The sequence below is a fragment of the Microbacterium sp. CH1 genome, from assembly GCF_001595495.1.
In the GTDB taxonomy this organism is placed as follows: Bacteria; Actinomycetota; Actinomycetes; order Actinomycetales; family Microbacteriaceae; genus Microbacterium.
Window position 1 is genome coordinate 431,805 of record NZ_LOSO01000018.1, and the last position, 18,702, is coordinate 450,506.

Here is an 18,702-nt window from a genome sequence, read left to right on the forward strand (position 1 = left end):
ACACTTCGACAGGCTCAGTGACCCAGGAACTAGGACAAGAATGACTCCTCACTCCCCGCTCAAGCTGGTCTCCAGCGTGCAGGCGATCAACTGGAACCGCATCCAGGACGACAAGGACCTCGAGGTCTGGAACCGTCTGGTGAACAACTTCTGGCTGCCGGAGAAGGTGCCGCTGTCGAACGACGTGCAGTCGTGGAACACGCTCACCCCCGACGAGCAGTTGCTCACCATGCGGGTGTTCACCGGGCTCACGCTCCTCGACACGATCCAGGGCACCGTCGGCGCGGTGTCGCTGATCCCCGACGCGATCACGCCTCACGAGGAGGCCGTCTACACGAACATCGCGTTCATGGAGTCGGTGCACGCGAAGAGCTACTCCTCGATCTTCTCGACGCTCGCGTCGACGAAGGAGATCGACGAGGCGTTCCGCTGGTCCACGGAGAATGTGAACCTTCAGAAGAAGGCGCAGATCATCATGGACTACTACCAGGGAGACGACCCGCTCAAGCGCAAGGTCGCCTCGACGCTGCTGGAGTCGTTCCTGTTCTACTCGGGCTTCTACCTGCCGATCTACTGGTCGTCGAAGGCGAAGCTGACGAACACGGCCGACCTCATCCGCCTCATCATCCGCGACGAGGCCGTGCACGGGTACTACATCGGTTACAAGTTCCAGCGCGGACTCGAGACGGCCGACCAGGCGCGCAAGGACGAGCTCAAGGACTACACGTTCTCGCTGCTCTACGAGCTCTACGACAACGAGGTGCAGTACACGCAGGACCTCTACGACGGCGTCGGGCTGACCGAGGACGTCAAGAAGTTCCTGCACTACAACGCCAACAAGGCCCTCATGAACCTGGGCTACGAGGCGATGTTCCCCTCCAGCGTCACCAACGTGAACCCGGCGATCCTGTCGGCGCTCTCCCCGAACGCGGACGAGAACCACGACTTCTTCTCCGGCTCGGGCTCCTCCTACGTCATCGGCAAGGCCGAGGCCACGGAAGACGACGACTGGGACTTCTGATCGCGTGAGTGCGGCGTCACGCAGTGTGGCGCCGCACCAGGTTCGTGACAGGGGACGCCGCTAGTTGGCCTTTGGGCGTTTCTGCTTGGCCTACAGCCGATCGCGTTGGTGAAAGCCCGGCAGAGGCCCATACTCAAGCGCTGTAATGAAGCGGGATGTTCAGATGCTCCGGCGAGCGTCAACCCCTCCACCTCACTATTCTCGGGGCGGGATCGTTAGCGGTTATTTGCGGGATACCAATCGCTGAGATCTCGCTGATCAAGCGTGCTTTTGGGTGCTGTGGTACATCAGCTGGTGTACGCGTACTCGTGAAATAGAGACGCGGTGCGTTCCAGTCTGAACCGACCCCGCATGCTCCGTATTCTCATAGGCCGCAGCGAGATACGACCCAGGCTACGAGGTTGGCCTGAAGGTGAGCTTCCTCGGGCGGGCACGGACGCCGGCTAAGAAGAATGAGCGAGCACGCTGCCTCGACGCTCAACCCGGTTGTCGGAGTAGTGTGCTGAGGGAGATTCTCCTACTTTTGGAGCGAATATGGTCAAACCTGAGTTGGTCGAGCCGCTGAGAGCGCTCGACGTCCCGGGTTCAATCGTCCGGCGATTCCCTCGGCTTCCCCGCGATACGGAGGCCGTGTTGATCTATGGGAGTCGAGCTCGTGGAGACGCGGTCAATGGGTCGGACCTAGATGTGTTGGCTTTAGTCCCTCATTCTCGCCCCAGTCTTAGCTCCGCCGATGTGAGTGTCAGCTTTTACACCGAGGCGCAACTGCAGACTGGAATCGGTACTCTGTTTGGCGCGCACCTCCGCAGAGACGCGCAGATTCTTTGGGACCCGTCGGGTTCCCTCGTTCGCTCCGTACAAGCCATGGGCGATGTAGATACGGAGCGTCTGCTGAGCCGTGCCAAGACCATGTCATCGCTGTTCACAACCCCCTCGCGCGACTTGCCCAGATATCTCGAAGGGATGCTCCGGCAGGCTCGATATCTGCTGCGCAGTTGCCTTTATGCGGAGGCGATCCAGCAGGGCGAACCGTGTTTTTCGGTGAGGGAGATCGCTCGTCGACTGGAGGATCCAGATCTCACCGACTTGCTCGCTTCGAGGCGTCGGACGTCGGCCTCCGCAGCGGAGCTGCAGAACTGCCTTGAGCGCCTTGCGCCACTGGTGGGCGGCTTCCCTGAGAGCCGTCATGGTTCGCTGGAGGCAAGTGTGGTCAACGAATGGGGAAAGCCGGGGGACCTCCTCTCGGCGGCGTTCCTGATCCTCGGTTCGTCTGGAGCAGGGTCGGTGTATGCAGAGGTGGAGAAGATCCTGCTATGAGAAGTCTCGCGTTTGTGGGTGACGTACACGGGTCGATCGAAGCCCTCGAAGGAATTCTGGATTCTCTACGTGAGGGGGCAGTGGACCATCTGGTTTTCCTTGGCGACTACATAAACAAGGGGCCTAGTTCGAGTGGTGTTCTTGACCGACTAGTTCCGATGATGCTTGACGGCTCCGCAACGCTGTTGCGGGGGAACCACGAAGCAGAGTTGCTCCGCGCCGTCGACACTCAGGATCTGCGCGTGTTTTTGAAGATGGGAGGGGCTGCGACGATACGGTCGTATGTGGGAGACGTTGTTGGAGCTGAAGTCTTCTCCGAATTCCATCGGGCGTTGCCAGCGGTACACCTCGATGCTATTCGCGCGATGCCTCGACGCTTCAGCGCTTTCCGTATTATGGCTCAGCATGAGCCGCTGGGCGCGCCAGCCCACTGGAATCTGGGCAAGTTCGTTGTTACCGCGCATCGACCGTCCGGAATGTTCCCGAAGGTTCGTTGGCGATCGGCCGAGATTGATACCGGTTGTGGCGACGAGGGGGGTCGATTGACGGCTTTTCTTTGGCCAAGCCGCGAGTACATTCAGGTGGACCTTGGAGGATCGCGCGTCTAAATGGCTTTTCGGGCATCGACCTCACGCGGCGCCAAGTTCGGTGAGCAACCACCGAGCCCGTTCGATTCCGGTCGCGTTATCCATGTCCTCGTTGATCCGTAGACAACGGCTCGCATAATCGATTGCTTCATCTGGATTGCCTGCGGCACGAAAGCACTGCGCAAGCAAGAGAAGTGAGATGGCTTCGCCTTGAGTGTTGGCGAACTGCTGGTTCAGCGCGAGCGCGCGTTCCGCATGTGTAATGGCGGCGCCGGGGTCTCCGAGGCGGAGATGCACCTGCGCCAGTAGCGTCGCGGCATTAGCGTGCAGAGCCGTTGCTGCGGAGTGCTGAAGGTGTTCTTCAGCCTTCGTTGCTCGATCCAAAGCTGCCGGTAGGTCTCTCGCTGCGACGGCGAGCCGAGCCAGGTTGATAAGGGACTGTGCGATCTCGTGTTCGTGAGAAGAGCTCGTCCGAATCTCAAGTGACTCTTGGAAGGCTGTTTCCGCTTTTTCAAGCTGACGCAGGCTCTGATGAGCGATGCCCAGATTGTCCAAGATGGTTGTACGTATCCGATTCGTGAACGGGTCATCCTCGATCAGGAGGGTGAGAGCGTGTTCAAGACGACCAATCGCAGCGTGTGTTTCGCCTTGCCTTCGAAGCACGCCTGCTTGGGCGGCGATTGCCTCAGCCGTGAGGTTGGAGTATAGATCCGACGCTCCTTCGAGGCACTGATCGATGGCTAGCTGCGTTGAGTCAAATGCCTCGTCGAGTTCCCCCTGCCTAGCCAGAAGACGTGCGTAGGCCAGGTTCTCAACTGGCCCCCCGATGGCGGCAGCCTCGGCGAGACTTGCTCGACCCGCGGCGGGCTGGCCCAAGTCGACCAGCTTCTCCCCGGCGATGCGAAGCCGCGCTGCCTTCAGCATCTCTCGACCCGTCGACGAGATCAGATCGATATGACGGGGACGCTTCGCTGACGCCATGTTCTCCCAACTAGCGAGTCGCTCGGCAAGCTTGTCTTTGAGTTCCCGGACACCGGCGGTGGCTTCGAACAGCATCGAATGCTCGCGCACCATTTGCTCCTTGAGGCGAGTCACGCGTTCTTCCGGGCTTACGTGCGACATGAACGCCACCCAAACGTCTCTCATCGGCTGATCTCCCTGCCCGAGTTCTAGCAGGCCGGTAAAGAGTTCTTCTTCGGTACCAGACGTGTAGCCCCACGGGCTTCCGGGCTCGCTACCCCACTTCTGCCTGAACATGACGATCATGAAGTGGCTTTCGCTGATCAGCTCATTGATCGCCTCTTGGGGGCGTCGGGCGGTGCCCCGGACCTGCTCCCAACCTACGATCTCGAACACTACGTTCGTCTTGCCCCGACGGCGTCTGTTGTGCTCAGCGACCGTATTGGCGACGACCTGTCGCTCGTCGCTCAAGTCTCCAGGAGTAGCCAAGAAGATCCGCAGTGGAAGTGGAGTTGTAGTCACGAACTGACTGTACCGAGGCGAGGGTGTCGTCTGGCGCAGGAGGGCTCGACGGACTTCACCAATAGTGCGGTCGACTGCACGCGGCAATAGCCAGTGGCAGGGCGGCGGCGTTCCGGAGGATCGTTGGCGTAGCGCAATTCATCTCTGTCGTCGCCAGGAGTCTCCGACGGACAATGGGTGCGTGCGCTCAGCACGAAGGCCAGAATCGCTCCCAGAACGGTGCCCGCGAGCATCGCGGCGGCGGTCCAGCCGACGATTCGACCTCGGGCGACCTCGCGTTTCGTCGCGTACACGCCCGCGCCGAGGCCACCCGCCGTCGCTGCCGCCATCGTCACGCCGACGACGAGCGCCTGGACCCCGCAGTCCGGCGTCGGCGGAGCAGGATCGACGAGCGGAGTCGAAAAGCGGTAGGTCATGACGAGGCCGAGGGCGATGAGCGAGACGGCGGTCATCGCTGCAATCAACCACCACGCTGTCGATTTACGCATGAGTCACCCGCTCTCGCGCGTCGATTCCGGTCGCGGCGTCGCTCGCGTCAGTCGCCGTCCCCGAGTACCGGGACGCCCCAGATCCGTGCCGCATCGGAGATGAGGCGATCCATGCCGTCCGGCGACTCCCGGCGAAGCGGCGCGTCGTCCCTGGTCACCGGCACCGGGATCGCGACCTGTCCCGCTTCCTGCGAGACCACGATCACCAGGGTCGGATAGAGGAAGGCACCCTCCTGGATGCCGCCTCTCGTCACACCCTGGATCCGATCCCGGGGAACGCTGTAGGCCGTGAGGAGCCGCGCGCCTCCGCGGACCAGCCGAAACCCCGAGGGCTCGATGACCCCGGTGGGGCTCGCCGTCAGGAGGCCGCGCGGTGCGGCGCCGAGTCCGAGAAGGGGGATCGTGCGCGAAAGGTAGGTGGCCACGCCGTTGAGGGCGTAGGAGCCGAAGATCCGTGCCTGCGGCTCACGCTCCCGCAGCGCTCGCCGCTGGGCGCGCTGCAGTCGCTGGATGCGTCCGAGCACGATCCAGATGATCAGACCGGCGAGTGCCACGCCAGCGCCGAACACGAGCGAGGTCGCGACGGGCGGCTCGCCGTCCAACAGGGGGCGCACGAGTGCCCCCCAGACGAAGAACGCCGCCAGTGCGGCAGCTATCGCGAGCATCAGTCTGTTGGCGGGCGGGTTCTGGCGCACGAGATCAGCCGCCCCACAGGAACGCGGCGGCGGGAAGGAGCGCCAGGACGCCGAGCACGGCTCCGACGACGGGCCACGCATACCCTCCGCCGTCGGCGCGGGCGAAGACGAGCCCGATCACGCCGAGGATGAGGGCGATGCCACCGAAGAGGACCGCGAGCGGCAGCGTGAGGAACACCAGCCATCCGTAGTTCGGGTCCGCCGTCCCCGCCAGGACGAAGACGATCGCGGTCGGCAGGATCCCGACGACCGCCACGGCGGCGGAGGCGACTCCGCATCCGAAGGCGCGGCGACGGGGCAACGGAGGCATCTGAGTCACCCCGCGATCCTAGCGATCACGCGATACCCCGACGAACAGCGGACCAAGCGCTCGACGCTGTCCGGGTCGACTGCGGAACTGCCGGTATATCGCGAACCTTGACCTGCGCCAGGTTGCTGACCTACCTTCCTGTCAAGGACGCTTGACAGAAGGATGGGTATGACGAACGACGCCGGGAAACGGATCGCGACGGCCGGCAGTCCCCGCCCATCGCCTTTTCGGCAGCTCGTCGCCGCTGACACCAAGGACCTCAGCAGGACTCTTCAGACCGGGTTCGCGACACTGTTCCTGTTCGGCTTCTTCCTGCTGGTCATCTGGGCACTCAGTCTGATGTTGGCGGGTAGCGGGTCCCCTCGAGTCGTGGTGGACGGCTCCGACGCCGGATTGGCCGGTCGCATCGACTCCGTTCTCTCCGAGCGCGGTATCGACCTGGTCAACGATCCGAGCGCAGCGAACGTCCTTGTGCAGGAGGCCGAGGGGAAAGTCACGATGGTGGTGTCCGCTGACGAGACCCCTGCCTGGCAGGGCGTCTGGCAAGCGGTTCGGGGTGCGGGTGTCGAGATCATGGACATCACGGTCGTGGATTCGGAAGGCGTGTGGAAGGCCGACATCCTCCAAGCGAACCTGGCTCCTGCGCTCGGCCTGGGGCTCATGGCCATCGCGTTCGTCGGTACCGCGGTCCCCCTCGTCTCCATGCGCGAGCGGGGAACGCTGCGCCTGCTCGGGACGACTCCCCTCCGAAACGACACTCTCGTGCTGTCATTGATTCCCGCCAGGCTCTGCTTCGCCCTGGTGGAGTTCGGTGTGGTCCTCGTCATCGCCGCGACACGCCACTACGTGGAGCCGGGGATGCTCTGGCGGCTTTCGATATCCATGCTGCTGAGCCTGGTGATGCTGTTTCCCCTCGCTTTCTTGCTGGGTTCGCGAGCCCGGAATGCCGCGAACATGCAGCAGTTGGCTGTGACGCTCACGATGCTGCTCGTCGGCCTCGGCGGCGGAATCCTTCCGTCCGAGATCATCCCAGGGCCACTCCAAGTGCTGTTCAACGTGATCCCGACGACGTGGATGATTCAAGCGCTGGGAGCCGACCTCGCGGGGATCGAGCCCGATTTGCCGCTCTCGGCGCTCTGGGTGCTCATGGCCGTATGCGGTGCGGTCGCCTTCGTCCTCGCTGCACGGCTGTTCTCCTGGGACAGAGAGCCCGTGCGTCGCGGCACGATCGGAACGAAGCGATGAACCGACGCGATGTCGACGATTCCCGGTTCTCCGCGCACGAGCGGAAGGCGAGTCGCCGCTACCTCCTCGAGATGATCCCCGGTTTGGCACTGATGCTGGGAAGCCTGGCAGTGCTCATGCAGGCGCCGAGCGAGACGTCGGACGCTGTCCTCCAGACAGTCGCGGCGGTGGTGGCGATGGGGGGCGCCGGATGGGTCGTGGTGGCGGTCTGGCGTCACCTTCGACGCGCTGCCGAGTACGAGAAGCGTGCGCTGCTCGTGACGTTCTCGGTGAGCTTCGCGGCGACCACGCTCACCGCCTTCGGGTTCGGGCTCGCTTCGCTCGTCGGAGCACAGGTCGCGGCCTCGGAATGGCTGATCCTGTCTGCAGGCTTGATGACCTGGTGCATCGCCGGAGTGGTGACGACGAGACGATGAGGAACAGATTGAAGGAGCTCAGGGGCGAGCGTCGGCTCACGCAAGCGCAGCTCGCCGACCTGCTGGGTACGTCGCGGCAGACGGTGAACGCGCTGGAGGTGGGGAAGTACGATCCCTCGCTGCCGCTTGCCTTTCGGATCGCCGCCGTGTTCGGGCTGCCGATCGAGCAGATCTTCTTCTCCGAGCAGCAACCCTGACCGCGGCAGGACCGTACACAAACCCCTCGCACAGAAAGTCAGACCACCATGCAGCAAGCGGAAGCGATTTCTGTACAGAACCTGGAGAAGCGCTACGGGGATAAGGAGGTAGTACGGGGCATCTCCTTCGCCGTCCGTCCCGGTGAGGTTTTCGGCCTGCTGGGGCCGAACGGAGCCGGGAAGACGACGACGATCGAGTGCCTTGTCGGGCTCCGCAGCCCTAGCAGGGGGTCAGTCGAGGTACTGGGAATGACTCCCAATCGCGACAGGCGAGCATTCGCCGAGCGGGTCGCTATCCAGCCGCAATCGGCGAGCCTCTTCCAGAGTCTCTCCGTCGACGAGACGCTCACTCTCTTCCGGTCCTTCTACGCTGCGGGAGCCGAACCGACAGCGATCCGAAAGTCGGTCGGCCTCGACGAGCAGGCCCGCACTCGGGTCAAGGATCTGTCCGGTGGCCAGCTTCGCCGGCTCCTGCTCGGGGTGGCGCTCGTCGGGGATCCGGAAGTCGTCATTCTCGACGAGCCTTCGGCGGGGCTCGACCCCTCGGCCCGTCAGGCGCTCTGGGCCACAATCCGAGCCTTGTCGGCACGGGGGGTGACGGTGCTCCTCTCCACGCACCATATGGACGAAGCCACGGAGCTCTGCGACCGGGTGGGGATACTCGTCTCCGGGAAGCTCGTCGCCCTCGATACGCCGGAAGCGCTGATCCTCGCTCGCGAGGCCGAAACGGTGGTGTCCTTCGACGTGGACGGGCACGCCGACCTGGCGGCGCTGGACGGCCTCCCTGGGGTGATCGACTACGAGGTAGAGGTCACGGGACGTGGGCGTCGCGTTCGTACGCGCACGGCGGCGCCGGACGACCTCATTCGCAAGATCACCTTCGTCCCGGGCTTCAGCGCGAGGAACTTCGATATCAAGCGGGGCACCTTGGAGGATCTGTTCCTCGAGCTGAGCGAAGCTTCAGCGGATGACGCCTCTGCCGAGGGGGCGGCGTAGTCGGATGGCGACGCGCTCCTCCACTGGGCAGGTCTCGGCGGCGAGTTTCCGAGAACTCGTGCGTTCGGGTTTCACCGCCGGTGTCATCGTCTTCATGTTCCTGTCGCTCATCGTCATCCTGCTGTTGCTGGACGCCTTCCTCGGATCGGAGTTGAGCGGCGCTTCCTTCCTCCGTTCGAACATCGGCATTGTCCCCGCGATCGGTTTCATGGCGTTGGCATTCGTCGGAACCTCGGTGCCGCTCGTCACCTATCGTGATCGGGGTACGTTGCGTCTTCTCGGCACCACTCCGCTGAAGCGATCGTCTTTCCTCCTGGGGCAGCTTCCCGTTCGAGGTGCGATCGCCGCCGTGGAAGCTGCCGTCGTCCTGATCCTGATGGCCGTGACGGGCATCGATTCCGCCGCGCGGCTTCTCGAGGCGGCGATCACCCTCGTGTGTGGCGCTGTCATGTTCCTGGCGTTCGGGTTGTTGCTCGGTGCACGGGGCAAGAATGTCGATCTGGTCATGCAGATCAGCCTCATCGCGCCGGTCGTCGTCCTCGCCACATCCGGACTGGCGCTGCCACTGAACGCGCTGCCCGACTGGGTGGATGCCATCTCGCAATCGCTGCCCAGCACGTGGTTCATGCAGGCCCTCAACGCGATCAGCTCAGGTCGAGAACCCGTACTCGCCCTCCCCGTCGCGTGGGCTGGTCTCCTTGCGGTGGCGATGGTCGTCGGGTCCCTCGCGACTTTCCTCTTCGACTGGGGAGCGGAACGCGACCGTAACAGCGCGACCACGTCGGCGTAGATGCGGTCGGCGGAGGAAGCCCTTCCTTTCCGCATCGGTTTCGGCTGGACTGTGCGCATCGGTGTCGAACCAATCGGAGGGTGGGACAGATGTACCGCAGCAATGGGAACTACGAAGCATTCGCACGACCCCGGAAGCCGGAGGGGGCCGACGACAAGACGGTCTGGCTGGTCGGCGGCGGTCTCGCCGCGATGGCGGCCGCGATCTTCATGATCCGCGACGGGCAGGTCGCGGGGGAGCGGATCACGATCCTCGAGGAGCTGGGGCTGCCCGGCGGTGCGCTGGACGGGATCAAGTACCCCGAGAAGGGGTTCGTCATCCGCGGCGGCCGGGAGCTGGAGGACCACATGGAGTGCCTGTGGGACATGTTCCGCTCCATCCCGTCGTTGGAGATCGAGGGTGCCAGCGTGCTCGACGAGTTCTACTGGCTCAACAAGGACGACCCCAACGTCTCCCTGTGCCGGGTGACCGAGAAGCAGGGGCAGGACGCGCATACGAACAAGCTCTTCACCCTCTCGGAGAAGGCGCAGAAGGAGATCGTCGCCGTCATCCTCGCCACGCGCGAGGAGATGGAGGGCAAGCGGATCGACGAGGTGTTCGGCGACGACTTCCTCGGCAGCAACTTCTGGCTGTACTGGCGGACCATGTTCGCGTTCGAGGAGTGGCACTCGGCGCTGGAGATGAAGCTGTATCTGCACCGCTTCATGCACCACATCGGCGGGCTGCCCGACCTGTCCGCGTTGAAGTTCACGAAGTACAACCAGTACGAGTCGCTCGTGCTGCCGATGCGGAAATTCCTCGACGACCACGGCGTGCAGTTCCGGTTCCATCACACCGTGACCGACATCCAGTTCGACATCGAGGACGGTCGCATCCAGGCGACGCGCATCGACTGGATCGCCGACGGCGAGCCCGGCGGCGTCGACCTCGGTCCGGACGACCTGTGTCTGGCGACGATCGGGTCGTTGACCGAGAACTCCGGCAACGGCGACCAGCACACCGCTCCGGAGCTGAAGACCGGCCCGGCGCCCGCCTGGGATCTCTGGAAGCGTATCGCCGCGAAGTCGCCCGCGTTCGGGCGACCGGAGGTGTTCTGCAGCGACATCGACAAGACGACGTGGGAATCCGCCACGGTGACCACCGTCGACGAGCGCATCCCGAAGTACATCGAGAAGATCTGCAAGCGCGACCCCTTCAGCGGCAAGGTCGTCACCGGCGGGATCGTCACCGCCAAGGACTCGGCCTGGCTGATGAGCTGGACGGTGAACCGGCAACCGCACTTCAAGGCGCAGAAGCCGAACGAGATCGTGGCCTGGGTCTACGGGCTCTTCGTCGAGACTCCCGGCGACTTCGTCAAGAAGCCGATGCAGGAGTGCACGGGCGAGGAGATCGCGCAGGAGTGGCTCTACCACCTCGGCGTCCCGGTGGAGGACATCGCCGAACTCGCCGCGTCGGCGGCCAAGACGGTCCCGGTGATGATGCCGTACGTGACCTCCTTCTTCATGCCGCGCCGGGCCGGCGACCGTCCGCAGGTGGTCCCGGAGGGAAGCGTCAACTTCGCCTTCCTCGGACAGTTCGCCGAAACGACGCGCGACACGATCTTCACCACCGAGTACTCCGTGCGCACGGCGATGGAGGCCACGTATCAGCTGCTCGACGTGGAACGCGGCGTGCCGGAGGTCTTCAACTCGACCTACGACATCCGCTACCTCCTCAAGGCCACCGCGCGGCTGCGCGACGGCGAGGCCGTCCACATCCCCGGCCCGAACTTCCTCCAGGGGCGCCTCCTCGACAAGCTCGACAACACGCAGATGGGAGAGCTGCTGACGGACTTCGGGCTCATCCCCGCGCACGGCGCCACGGTGCCGCGCCCGCGGGACGACGACGCGATCGCGTGAGCGTGCGCTCAGGCGGCGACGTACTCCTGGCGCACTCGGCCCGCCGTCGCCAGCTCGATGTATCCGAAGTCGTGGTCGGAGTTGAGGATCACGGCGTCGTTGGCGACGGCGTACGCCGCGATCAGGCAGTCGAAGGCGGCCACGGCTCGCAGGAATCCGTTCGTCCAGAGCGCCTGCTGGATGTCCAGGGCGACCTCCTCGTCGGGATGCTCCCAGGCGGGGAGCAGCTCCTCCATGTCTTCCCGCAGAGCGGCGTACTCCTCCGCGTCACGGGCCGAGTGGCAGTACTCGAGCACCTGCGGCGGGCAGGTGATGAGGAGGTGGTTCGGCGAGAGGGAACGGAGGCGGTCGGCGATCGCGGCGCTTCTCCCTGCCTTCTGCCAGATGCTGTTGTCGACGAGGTAGATGGTCACCGGGGAGTGCTCGCGCTCCGTCCAGCGCCCTCGCGCCGCTCCGGCATCGGCTCGGGAGCCACCGTCGGTGCGTCGATCTGTTCGGCCTCGAAACGGCGGCCGATGATGCGCTCGACGGCGGCGGGCTGGCGACGTACCGCGATGAGGGTGCGCAGGGCGAGATCCACGGTCTCGCGGTTGGAGGTCGTGCCGGCGAGCTTCTTGGCCTGCTTCAACTCGTCGGGGTCGATGTCGATGGATGTGACGGTCATGGTCGTTCCCTCCTCCCTGCGATTCTGTATAAGACAGTATATAAGACTGTCGGTCGGCGGTGGTCGGCCGACGGGGGGGGAAGGGAGGACGCATGCGCTCGACGAGACCGATGCCCGGGAACCCGTGGCCGCACGACATGACCCTCACCGTCGAGGACCGTCCGCACACGCTGCTGGAGCTCCTCTGGATCCGCGAGGCGCACGAGCTGGATCCGGCCGATGACGCGCTCCCGCCGCCGCTGGTCGACCGACCGGCGGCGGCCGAGCGGCGCGTGGACGAGGAGACCCGGGCGCGCTGGGCGGAGGCCTGGCCACGCATCTGGGGCGACGCCGTCGCGCACGCCGCGACCGACCCCGACCCGGCGCTGCTCGACCGCGCCGTCGCCACGACGCTGAGTCCGGATGAGCGGGAAGCGGTGCTCACTCGTCTCGTCGGGCCCACAGCGCAGGACGCGTTCGGGGTGGAGGTGTCCGATGATGCGGCGTACCGCGCGTGGGAGCGGCGCGGTTCCGAGGCACATCTCGCGACGCACCTCACGACGCTCGCGGACAGCCCCGAACGCCGCGACGTCGCCACCCTGGCCGACGCGTGGCGTCGCGGCCTCGGAAGGGTGGTGACGCTGCCCTGCCGGGGGACGTACGTCCGGCAGATCGGACCGCACGCGCTCCTGGTCACCGATGAGGTGCGGAGCGACGCCGCCGCGTACCGCGCGGCGCTGGACTCGTTCGGTCGAGGGCCCTCGGAGCGCCCGTCGAGGGCGTGACGCCCCGCGGGCCGGGTCAGAGGACGAGTGGGAGGAACGACACGATCAGGCCGACGGCACCGACCGCGGCGAAGACGACCCCGACAGTCCGCAGGACCCGGCGCAGATGCGGCGGCTCACCGATCCGGATGCGAGCCGGGTCGTTCGAGCTGTGGAACCCGTCGAGCCATCCATCGGTGGTGGCCGTGGGCTCGCTGCGGCGCAGCGGTCGCTCGTGGAAGTCGCCGCCGGCGAACCAGCGAGCGATGAGGCGGCCGTCCCGATCGATCACGGCGATCTCGACGGGGACCCACTGCCCCTCGACGAGCCGGATCAGCAGGGCCCCGATGAGGAACGGCACTCCGACGCCGAGGCCGATCCAGGACAGCACCTCGCCGACGACGGAGACGGTGTCCACGAGCTGCACGACTCCATCGTAGAGAGAACGAGGCTCGCACCTGCACGCGAATAGTCTGAGCGGCATGACGGATTCCACAGACATCCCGACATCACGTCCGTTGGACGCCTGGCTGGACGCGCTCAGCCAGCCCACCGGCTCGCCAGGTGGCGGAGCCGCGGCGGGGGTGATGCTTGGTCTGGCGACCGGGCTGATGGGCATGGTCGCCGGATACACCCGCGACGACGATGCCGTCACCGAGATCGCCGGCGGTCTCGACGGCACGCGCGCGGAGCTTCTGGAGGCGGTCGAAGCCGACGGCGTAGTCTCGGCGGATCTCGGCGCCGCGCTCTCACGGGCGTCGGAAGACCCCGAGCGGGAGGAGGCGGTGCGAGGCGCCGCCCTCGATGCGGCCGCATCCGTCGCGCGACTCGGTCGCATCGGCATCACCGTGGTGGATGAGGCGCGCGCGCTCGCCGCCCACGGGAACCCGCACGTCGCGGTGGACCTCGCGGTGGCGACGGAGGCGCTCGCCGCGGGGCTGGCGGGGGCGTCCCTGAACCTCCGCGCGAATCTGCAGCTCGCTCGCAGGCACGGCGCGTCGGCCGCGATGCAGGCAGGGCTCGACGAGGAGGTCGGGCGACTGGCGGAGGCGCGGACCCAGGTCTCCCGGATCACCGCGGAGCTGTCCGCGCGCCTGGATTGACATGGCGCACGAGAGTCCGCTGCCTGCACGGGTCGCCAAGGTCCTGGACGCCTGGGGGCTCTCTCCGGACGGGCCTCTCCTGTCCGGCGAGGCGGGGATCGTCGTCCCGGTCCGGCGGGCGGACGGCCTCGCCGCCGCGGTGAAGCTGCAGCAGCCGGGGCCGGAGGTCGATGCGGCAGTGCTCGGGCTGGCGCGGTGGGACGGGCGAGGGATCGTCCGCCTCCTCGCGAGCGCGCCGGATCGCGGAGCGATGCTCCTGGAGCGGCTCGATGCCGAGCGCAGCCTCGAGGCGATGGACGATGACGATGAGGCCACACGGATCGTCGGCTCCCTCCTCGAACGCCTGCACAGCGTCGACCCGCCGCCCGGTCTTCCGCGACTGGAGGCGGTGGTGTCGCAGATGCTGGACGATGCGACGGAGGCGGGCACGCAGCTGTCCGGCGAGCATCGGCGGCGGTTCGACCGGTGGCGGCGCCTCGTCGCGGACGTCGCCGCGGCACCCGGCAGCCGGTTCCTGCACTGGGATCTGCACTTCGGGAATGTCCTCAGCGCGGAGCGCGAACCGTGGCTGGCTATCGACCCCGAACCCCTCGTCGGCGACGCGGGCTTCGATCTGTGGCCGGCGCTGGACAGCGGCTGGAGCCGCGATCCGGGCACCGTGGGTGCGGCCCGCATCGTGCGGCGTCGTTTCGACATCCTCACCGAGATGCTGCACCTCGACCGTGCACGCGCGGCACGCTGGACGACCGCGCGGCTCCTGCAGAACGCGCTGTGGGACATCGAGGACGGGAAGCCCGCGATCGCTCCCGCCGCGACGGTGCTCGACGATGCGCTGCGGTCGGCAGGGCTGTCTTGATAGCATCCCGCCCATGAGCACGCCGGACTCCGACGCCGCTCGGCCCGAGCACGACCGCGCCGCGATCAAGGAGCGGGTGTACGCGACCTTCACGGGCCTCGCCATCGTGCTCGTGCAGAACTCCAACGTCGATCACACCGGCGCCCTGCAGGCCGCCGTGACCCTGCTCATCGGCATCGTCGCGATCGCGCTGGCGGGCTTCGCCGCCGATCTGGTCGCGCACCTCGCGGCGCACGGCGGCTTCCCGCGAGGCGCAGACCTGCGCGATGTGCTGCGGCTCACCGGCACGGCGCTCGGCTCGGCGGCGGTGCCGCTGCTCGTCCTCCTCGCGGCCGTCCTGGGCTGGATCGAGCTGCGGACGGCTCTCACGATCGCATCGATCGTCTACGTCGCGATCCTCGGGCTCATCGGGTACGTCGCCGTCCGCCGGACCGGGGTGAGGTGGTGGCAGCAGCTCATCGCACTCGGCATCCTCGTCGGGCTCGGCGGCGTCGTCGTGCTCGTGCAGCAACTCGCGCACGGACACTGACGGACACACCCGTTGCGCGGACCGTGCGCATGGTTCATCCTGAACGTGCTGCACGGGCCGGCTTGGGGGGCCTCGACGGTCACGCTGCGGCCGACGGAGCGCCTGCCACTCACCTCCCTCCCCCGGCGGGCGCTCCGCTGCGAGTGCGTTCCTCCGATGGACCGCACTGGCTCAACTCACCCGGGTGATCATCAGCTCCGCCCCTGTGATCGCGCGACGCTCAGGCTTATCGTCGGTGACCAACGGCGGGCTGTCGCAGTCGGAGAACCCGTCACTCGGATCATCGGCGAGATCGAGGGACACCATGCACACGGAGACCACGCGCGCGCGCACTCGAACAGCAGGGGCACTTCTGGCGACGGCCATCGCGGCGGCGATGGTGCTCTTCGGCGCGACGCCGGCATCGGCGCTGTGGGATCCCGACCCCGTGCTGCCCCGGGCGGGCTTCTTCACGCAGGTCACCATCACCGGCTCGCAGTACCCGACCAACGTGACGGGTGAGCTCACGACCCTGGCGCCGACTCCCGGCGCGTATCCGGCGACCGGCGCCTCGGTGGAGGCCGTGAGTCCGCAGCTCATCACCATCGCCGACCCCGTCTCCGGAGCGACCGCGTCGGCCTACTGCATCGACTTCAGCACGGAGACCGGCATCGGCGCGGGCTACAACATCGGGGAGTGGGACGCGTCGAACGTGCCCAACCTCGACTACATCAACTACATCCTCAACAACTACTTCCCCTTCAACACCGCGAACCCGCTCTCCGGTCTCCCGCTCTCGCAGCAGGTCGCCGCGGTGCAGAGCGCGATCTGGTACTTCAGCGACGGCTTCGTGCTGGCTACGGGGACCAACGCGACCATCCGGAATGCGACGGCCGCCGTCGTACAGGCCGCCCTCGACAGCGGCGGCCTCCCGGAGCCGGCTCTGCCGACGCTCGCGATCGACCCCGACACCACCACGGTGCCGGAGGACGGATCGATCGTGGGACCCTTCACGGTCTCCGGAACCACCAGCGGCACGCTCGACGCGGCCGTGGGCGTGGAGGTCTTCCTGGATCAGGCGGGAACCCAGCCCGTTCCCGTCGGCACCGCGGTCGCTGCCGGCATGCAGCTCTGGGCGCGGTGGACCGGGCCGGCTGCGCCGGTGAACGGATTCCGGATCACGGCCCAGGCCTCGCTCACCCAGGGCACGGTGTATCTCTACGACACGGAGTCGTCGGACAGGCCCGCGGCGCAGAAGCTCGTCCTGGCGCAGACCACGACGCTCCCGCTTCGGACCGGCGTGCGCGCCACCCCTTACGCGTCCGGGGAGATCAGCGTGCAGAAGATCATCGCCGGAGACGGCGCGGGGCTGCAGGACGCCATCACCATCGACCTCGCCTGCACTCCCGCCCCGGCTGCAGGCGTCGTCGTCTCCGCCACGATTCCTGCGGGGGCCACGAGCGCGGATCCCGTCGTCTTCACCGGCCTGCCGGACGGGGCGACGTGTACGGTCAGCGAATCCGCGGACGGCGCCAACGATGCGGTCACGCTCGCCGCGCAGACCATCGAACCGGAGACGGTGACGGTCGACGCGGCCGCGACGGAGCCCGTCGTCGTGACGGTGACCAACACGTACGACCCCGTCGAGACGCCGAGCAACGGTGGCGGCGAGAGTAGCGGTGAGGGCCAAGGGCTCGCCGCCTCCGGACCGACGCCGATGACGGGTGCGCTGACGGTGGCCGGGCTGGGTCTCCTGCTCGCGGGTGCTCTGCTACGTGTGCGGCGACGCGCGACGCTCCGCTGAGGATGCGGCGGCGTCGTCGTCCCGTCGCGTCAGATGGTCGGCGAGCTCCGGGACCAGCACGAGGACGACATCGACGAGCTTCCAATCCAGGTCCTGGCACTCCTGCCGCGCCCGGTCGAGCTCGGCGAGCGAGGGCAGGGCACCGTCGACCGGGACGACGAACGCCTCGACGTGGAAGAACTGTCCCTGATCCCGCGTCCGCACCGCGACATCACGGACCCAGGGCAGGGTCCGGAGGTGGTCGAGCACGGCGTGGGAGTCGGGGTGGGGCTTCTCATCGTCGAACGTCGTCGCACGGGTGTCCATGAGATCGGTGATCGCGGCGCCGGTGTTGCGCCACCCGTCCCAGAGGATGCTGCCCGCGATGAACGTCGCGGCCGCCGCGTCCGCCCACCACAGCCCGAGGCCGATTCCGCCGACTCCGACGATCGATCCGGCCGCGGTCATCCAGTCCGCCTTGTTCATGTCCGCATCGGCGTAGAGGACCTTGTTGTGCAGGTCCTTCGCCAGGCGCATCTTGACGCGACCGAAGTAGATCGGCAGCGGGATGGTCAGGGCCATCATGCCCATCATCAGCCACCCCGACCAGATCACGTGGCCGAACACCTGCACGGAACCGATCGGAGGCCGATCCCCGCTCACCAGCCCGATGACGGAATCGACCAGGAGGAAAGCACCCATGGTGAACAGGGCGACGCCGGCCACGAGGTGGGCCACGCCGACCGAGCGGAAGAACCCGTACGGGTACTTCGCGGTCGCCGGCTTCGCGATGATGCGGACCGCCAGGAGGAAGGCGATCGGCGGGGCGAGGGAGAGCAGGTCCTCGATCCAGGCGGCCTTCATCGCCTGGGAGTTGCCCATCACGAGGTAGACGCCGGTGATCGCGACGGCGAGGAACGCGAGCGTGTACCACTCGAAGCGGATCGCCCGGCGAAGCGTGTCCTGCTGAGCGGGCGGAAGGGCGGGATGGCTTCTCATCGGGCGCCTCCTCGCTCGAGCAGGAAGGTCTCGAGGGTCGTGAGGAATCGGTTCTCCCCCAGAACCGTGAGCATGACGTGCTTCTTCGTCTCGCCCGCGGTCGTCGCATCGTCGAACGGGACGGTCATCGCCGCTTTGTCGACCCAGGGGGTGTCGTCGGTGAATCCGCCGATGGCCAGGTCGAGGGCATGGTCATGCAGCCGTTCGGCGAGGTTCGCCTCGCTGTCGACGGTCCAGACGACGGTGGCGTCGAGGGTCTCGGCGAACTCTTCCACGAGGCGCACTTCCTCGCCGGCTGGGTCCGAGGGGTCGGTCGTGTCGGTCCACGGGGGGTTGTGGGTGATGCCGACGCGCACCTCCCCCTCCTCGACGCGGTCGAGGGTGCCGTCGACATCGGCGGGGATCGCGGTGCAGCCGGCGAGGATGGCGGCGATCGCCGCACCGCCGGCGATGCTCTCCCACGCCCTTCGGCGCTGACGCTTCCACATGGCTTCGATGCTCCCTGCATAGGAAAGACGCGCCGCACAGGCGGCGCGCCGGGTCATGGTCTTCACCATAGCCCCGCCCCGGCAGAAAGCAATTCCCGGGCAGCGCGTCGCGGACT

General features: G+C 66.6%; 23 protein-coding genes and 1 pseudogene. 15 read left to right on the top strand and 9 right to left on the bottom strand.

The genetic code is table 11. The features are described 5' to 3' along the window. Nucleotides 1-40 precede the first annotated feature (40 nt). The 4 genes and pseudogenes from nrdF (at nt 41) to AUV07_RS17390 (ending at nt 2,946) form a co-directional block, all read left to right on the top strand. Entirely contained in the window at nt 41-1,021 is a 981-nt protein-coding gene (nrdF, locus tag AUV07_RS13210; RefSeq protein WP_025102609.1) for a class 1b ribonucleoside-diphosphate reductase subunit beta, read from the top strand. A gap of 534 nt (nt 1,022-1,555) precedes the next feature. Then, a pseudogene (locus AUV07_RS18235) lies at nt 1,556-1,726 on the top strand (nucleotidyltransferase domain-containing protein); the annotation flags it as partial. Nucleotides 1,727-1,885: 159 nt separating this feature from the next. Continuing rightward, nucleotides 1,886-2,338, top strand: a complete 453-nt coding sequence (locus AUV07_RS13215; protein WP_231868269.1) for a hypothetical protein — start codon at nt 1,886-1,888, stop codon at nt 2,336-2,338. Further along, nucleotides 2,335-2,946: a metallophosphoesterase gene (locus tag AUV07_RS17390; protein ID WP_082802955.1), complete on the top strand. Its 612-nt coding sequence runs from the start codon at nt 2,335-2,337 to the stop codon at nt 2,944-2,946. Before AUV07_RS13215 ends, AUV07_RS17390 begins: the two co-directional genes overlap by 4 nt. Nucleotides 2,947-2,967: 21 nt before the next feature. On the opposite strand, the gene AUV07_RS13220 is transcribed toward AUV07_RS17390, so the two are convergent. From AUV07_RS13220 to AUV07_RS13235, 4 genes are all read right to left on the bottom strand, one after another. Further along, nucleotides 2,968-4,407 (bottom strand): tetratricopeptide repeat protein, encoded by a 1,440-nt coding sequence (locus AUV07_RS13220; RefSeq protein WP_062636742.1) that lies wholly within the window; start codon nt 4,405-4,407, stop codon nt 2,968-2,970. Then, on the bottom strand, nt 4,404-4,859 hold the full coding sequence (locus AUV07_RS13225; RefSeq protein ID WP_062636744.1) for a hypothetical protein: 456 nt from the start codon (nt 4,857-4,859) through the stop codon (nt 4,404-4,406). Before AUV07_RS13225 ends, AUV07_RS13220 begins: the two co-directional genes overlap by 4 nt. An 83-nt stretch (nt 4,860-4,942) precedes the next feature. Then, on the bottom strand, nt 4,943-5,560 hold the full coding sequence (locus AUV07_RS13230; protein WP_062636746.1) for a hypothetical protein: 618 nt from the start codon (nt 5,558-5,560) through the stop codon (nt 4,943-4,945). Nucleotides 5,561-5,594: 34 nt separating this feature from the next. Next, the gene (locus AUV07_RS13235; RefSeq protein ID WP_157524069.1) at nt 5,595-5,909 is read right to left on the bottom strand and encodes a hypothetical protein; all 315 of its coding nucleotides are present in this window, start codon (nt 5,907-5,909) and stop codon (nt 5,595-5,597) included. 159 nt (nt 5,910-6,068) lie between these two features. On the opposite strand from AUV07_RS13235, the gene AUV07_RS13240 reads away from it, so the two are divergent. The 6 genes from AUV07_RS13240 (at nt 6,069) to AUV07_RS13265 (ending at nt 11,442) form a co-directional block, all read left to right on the top strand. Then, nucleotides 6,069-7,145: an ABC transporter permease gene (locus AUV07_RS13240; protein WP_062636749.1), complete on the top strand. Its 1,077-nt coding sequence runs from the start codon at nt 6,069-6,071 to the stop codon at nt 7,143-7,145. Further along, a complete protein-coding gene (locus AUV07_RS13245) occupies nt 7,142-7,561 on the top strand; it encodes a hypothetical protein (protein ID WP_062636751.1) in 420 nt (139 codons plus the stop codon). The genes AUV07_RS13240 and AUV07_RS13245 overlap by 4 nt, the downstream gene beginning before the upstream one ends. Then, a complete protein-coding gene (locus AUV07_RS13250) occupies nt 7,558-7,758 on the top strand; it encodes a helix-turn-helix transcriptional regulator (protein WP_062636753.1) in 201 nt (66 codons plus the stop codon). The genes AUV07_RS13245 and AUV07_RS13250 overlap by 4 nt, the downstream gene beginning before the upstream one ends. A 48-nt stretch (nt 7,759-7,806) precedes the next feature. Next, on the top strand, nt 7,807-8,754 hold the full coding sequence (locus AUV07_RS13255) for an ABC transporter ATP-binding protein (RefSeq protein ID WP_062636755.1): 948 nt from the start codon (nt 7,807-7,809) through the stop codon (nt 8,752-8,754). Between the two features lie 4 nt (nt 8,755-8,758). Continuing rightward, nucleotides 8,759-9,544: an ABC transporter permease gene (locus tag AUV07_RS13260; RefSeq protein ID WP_062636757.1), complete on the top strand. Its 786-nt coding sequence runs from the start codon at nt 8,759-8,761 to the stop codon at nt 9,542-9,544. Between the two features lie 89 nt (nt 9,545-9,633). Further along, nucleotides 9,634-11,442, top strand: a complete 1,809-nt coding sequence (locus AUV07_RS13265; protein WP_062636759.1) for an oleate hydratase — start codon at nt 9,634-9,636, stop codon at nt 11,440-11,442. Nucleotides 11,443-11,450: 8 nt separating this feature from the next. Here the strand turns inward: AUV07_RS13265 and AUV07_RS13270 are convergent, their stop codons facing one another. Further along, nucleotides 11,451-11,855: a PIN domain-containing protein gene (locus AUV07_RS13270; protein WP_062636761.1), complete on the bottom strand. Its 405-nt coding sequence runs from the start codon at nt 11,853-11,855 to the stop codon at nt 11,451-11,453. Next, entirely contained in the window at nt 11,852-12,106 is a 255-nt protein-coding gene (locus tag AUV07_RS13275; protein ID WP_062636763.1) for a type II toxin-antitoxin system VapB family antitoxin, read from the bottom strand. The genes AUV07_RS13270 and AUV07_RS13275 overlap by 4 nt, the downstream gene beginning before the upstream one ends. A gap of 110 nt (nt 12,107-12,216) precedes the next feature. Between AUV07_RS13275 and AUV07_RS13280 the strand changes: the two genes are divergently transcribed. After that, nucleotides 12,217-12,870, top strand: a complete 654-nt coding sequence (locus AUV07_RS13280) for a hypothetical protein (RefSeq protein ID WP_062636764.1) — start codon at nt 12,217-12,219, stop codon at nt 12,868-12,870. Nucleotides 12,871-12,886: 16 nt separating this feature from the next. On the opposite strand, the gene AUV07_RS13285 is transcribed toward AUV07_RS13280, so the two are convergent. Beyond that, entirely contained in the window at nt 12,887-13,276 is a 390-nt protein-coding gene (locus AUV07_RS13285; RefSeq protein ID WP_062636766.1) for a hypothetical protein, read from the bottom strand. A gap of 55 nt (nt 13,277-13,331) precedes the next feature. Here AUV07_RS13285 and AUV07_RS13290 point away from each other — a divergent pair, with 55 nt between their 5' ends. The 4 genes from AUV07_RS13290 (at nt 13,332) to AUV07_RS13305 (ending at nt 17,120) form a co-directional block, all read left to right on the top strand. Beyond that, nucleotides 13,332-13,952, top strand: a complete 621-nt coding sequence (locus tag AUV07_RS13290; protein WP_082802958.1) for a cyclodeaminase/cyclohydrolase family protein — start codon at nt 13,332-13,334, stop codon at nt 13,950-13,952. Nucleotide 13,953: 1 nt separating this feature from the next. Then, the gene (locus tag AUV07_RS13295) at nt 13,954-14,808 is read left to right on the top strand and encodes an aminoglycoside phosphotransferase family protein (protein WP_062636769.1); all 855 of its coding nucleotides are present in this window, start codon (nt 13,954-13,956) and stop codon (nt 14,806-14,808) included. Nucleotides 14,809-14,821: 13 nt separating this feature from the next. After that, entirely contained in the window at nt 14,822-15,337 is a 516-nt protein-coding gene (locus AUV07_RS13300; protein ID WP_062636772.1) for a hypothetical protein, read from the top strand. Between the two features lie 304 nt (nt 15,338-15,641). After that, a complete protein-coding gene (locus AUV07_RS13305) occupies nt 15,642-17,120 on the top strand; it encodes a thioester domain-containing protein (RefSeq protein ID WP_062636774.1) in 1,479 nt (492 codons plus the stop codon). Here the strand turns inward: AUV07_RS13305 and AUV07_RS13310 are convergent. Together AUV07_RS13310 and AUV07_RS13315 are read right to left on the bottom strand one after the other, a co-directional pair. After that, nucleotides 17,088-18,098 (bottom strand): cation transporter, encoded by a 1,011-nt coding sequence (locus tag AUV07_RS13310; RefSeq protein ID WP_062636775.1) that lies wholly within the window; start codon nt 18,096-18,098, stop codon nt 17,088-17,090. The genes AUV07_RS13305 and AUV07_RS13310 overlap by 33 nt on opposite strands. Further along, a complete protein-coding gene (locus AUV07_RS13315; RefSeq protein ID WP_231868270.1) occupies nt 18,095-18,643 on the bottom strand; it encodes an ABC transporter substrate-binding protein in 549 nt (182 codons plus the stop codon). The genes AUV07_RS13310 and AUV07_RS13315 overlap by 4 nt, the downstream gene beginning before the upstream one ends. Nucleotides 18,644-18,702 lie beyond the last annotated feature (59 nt).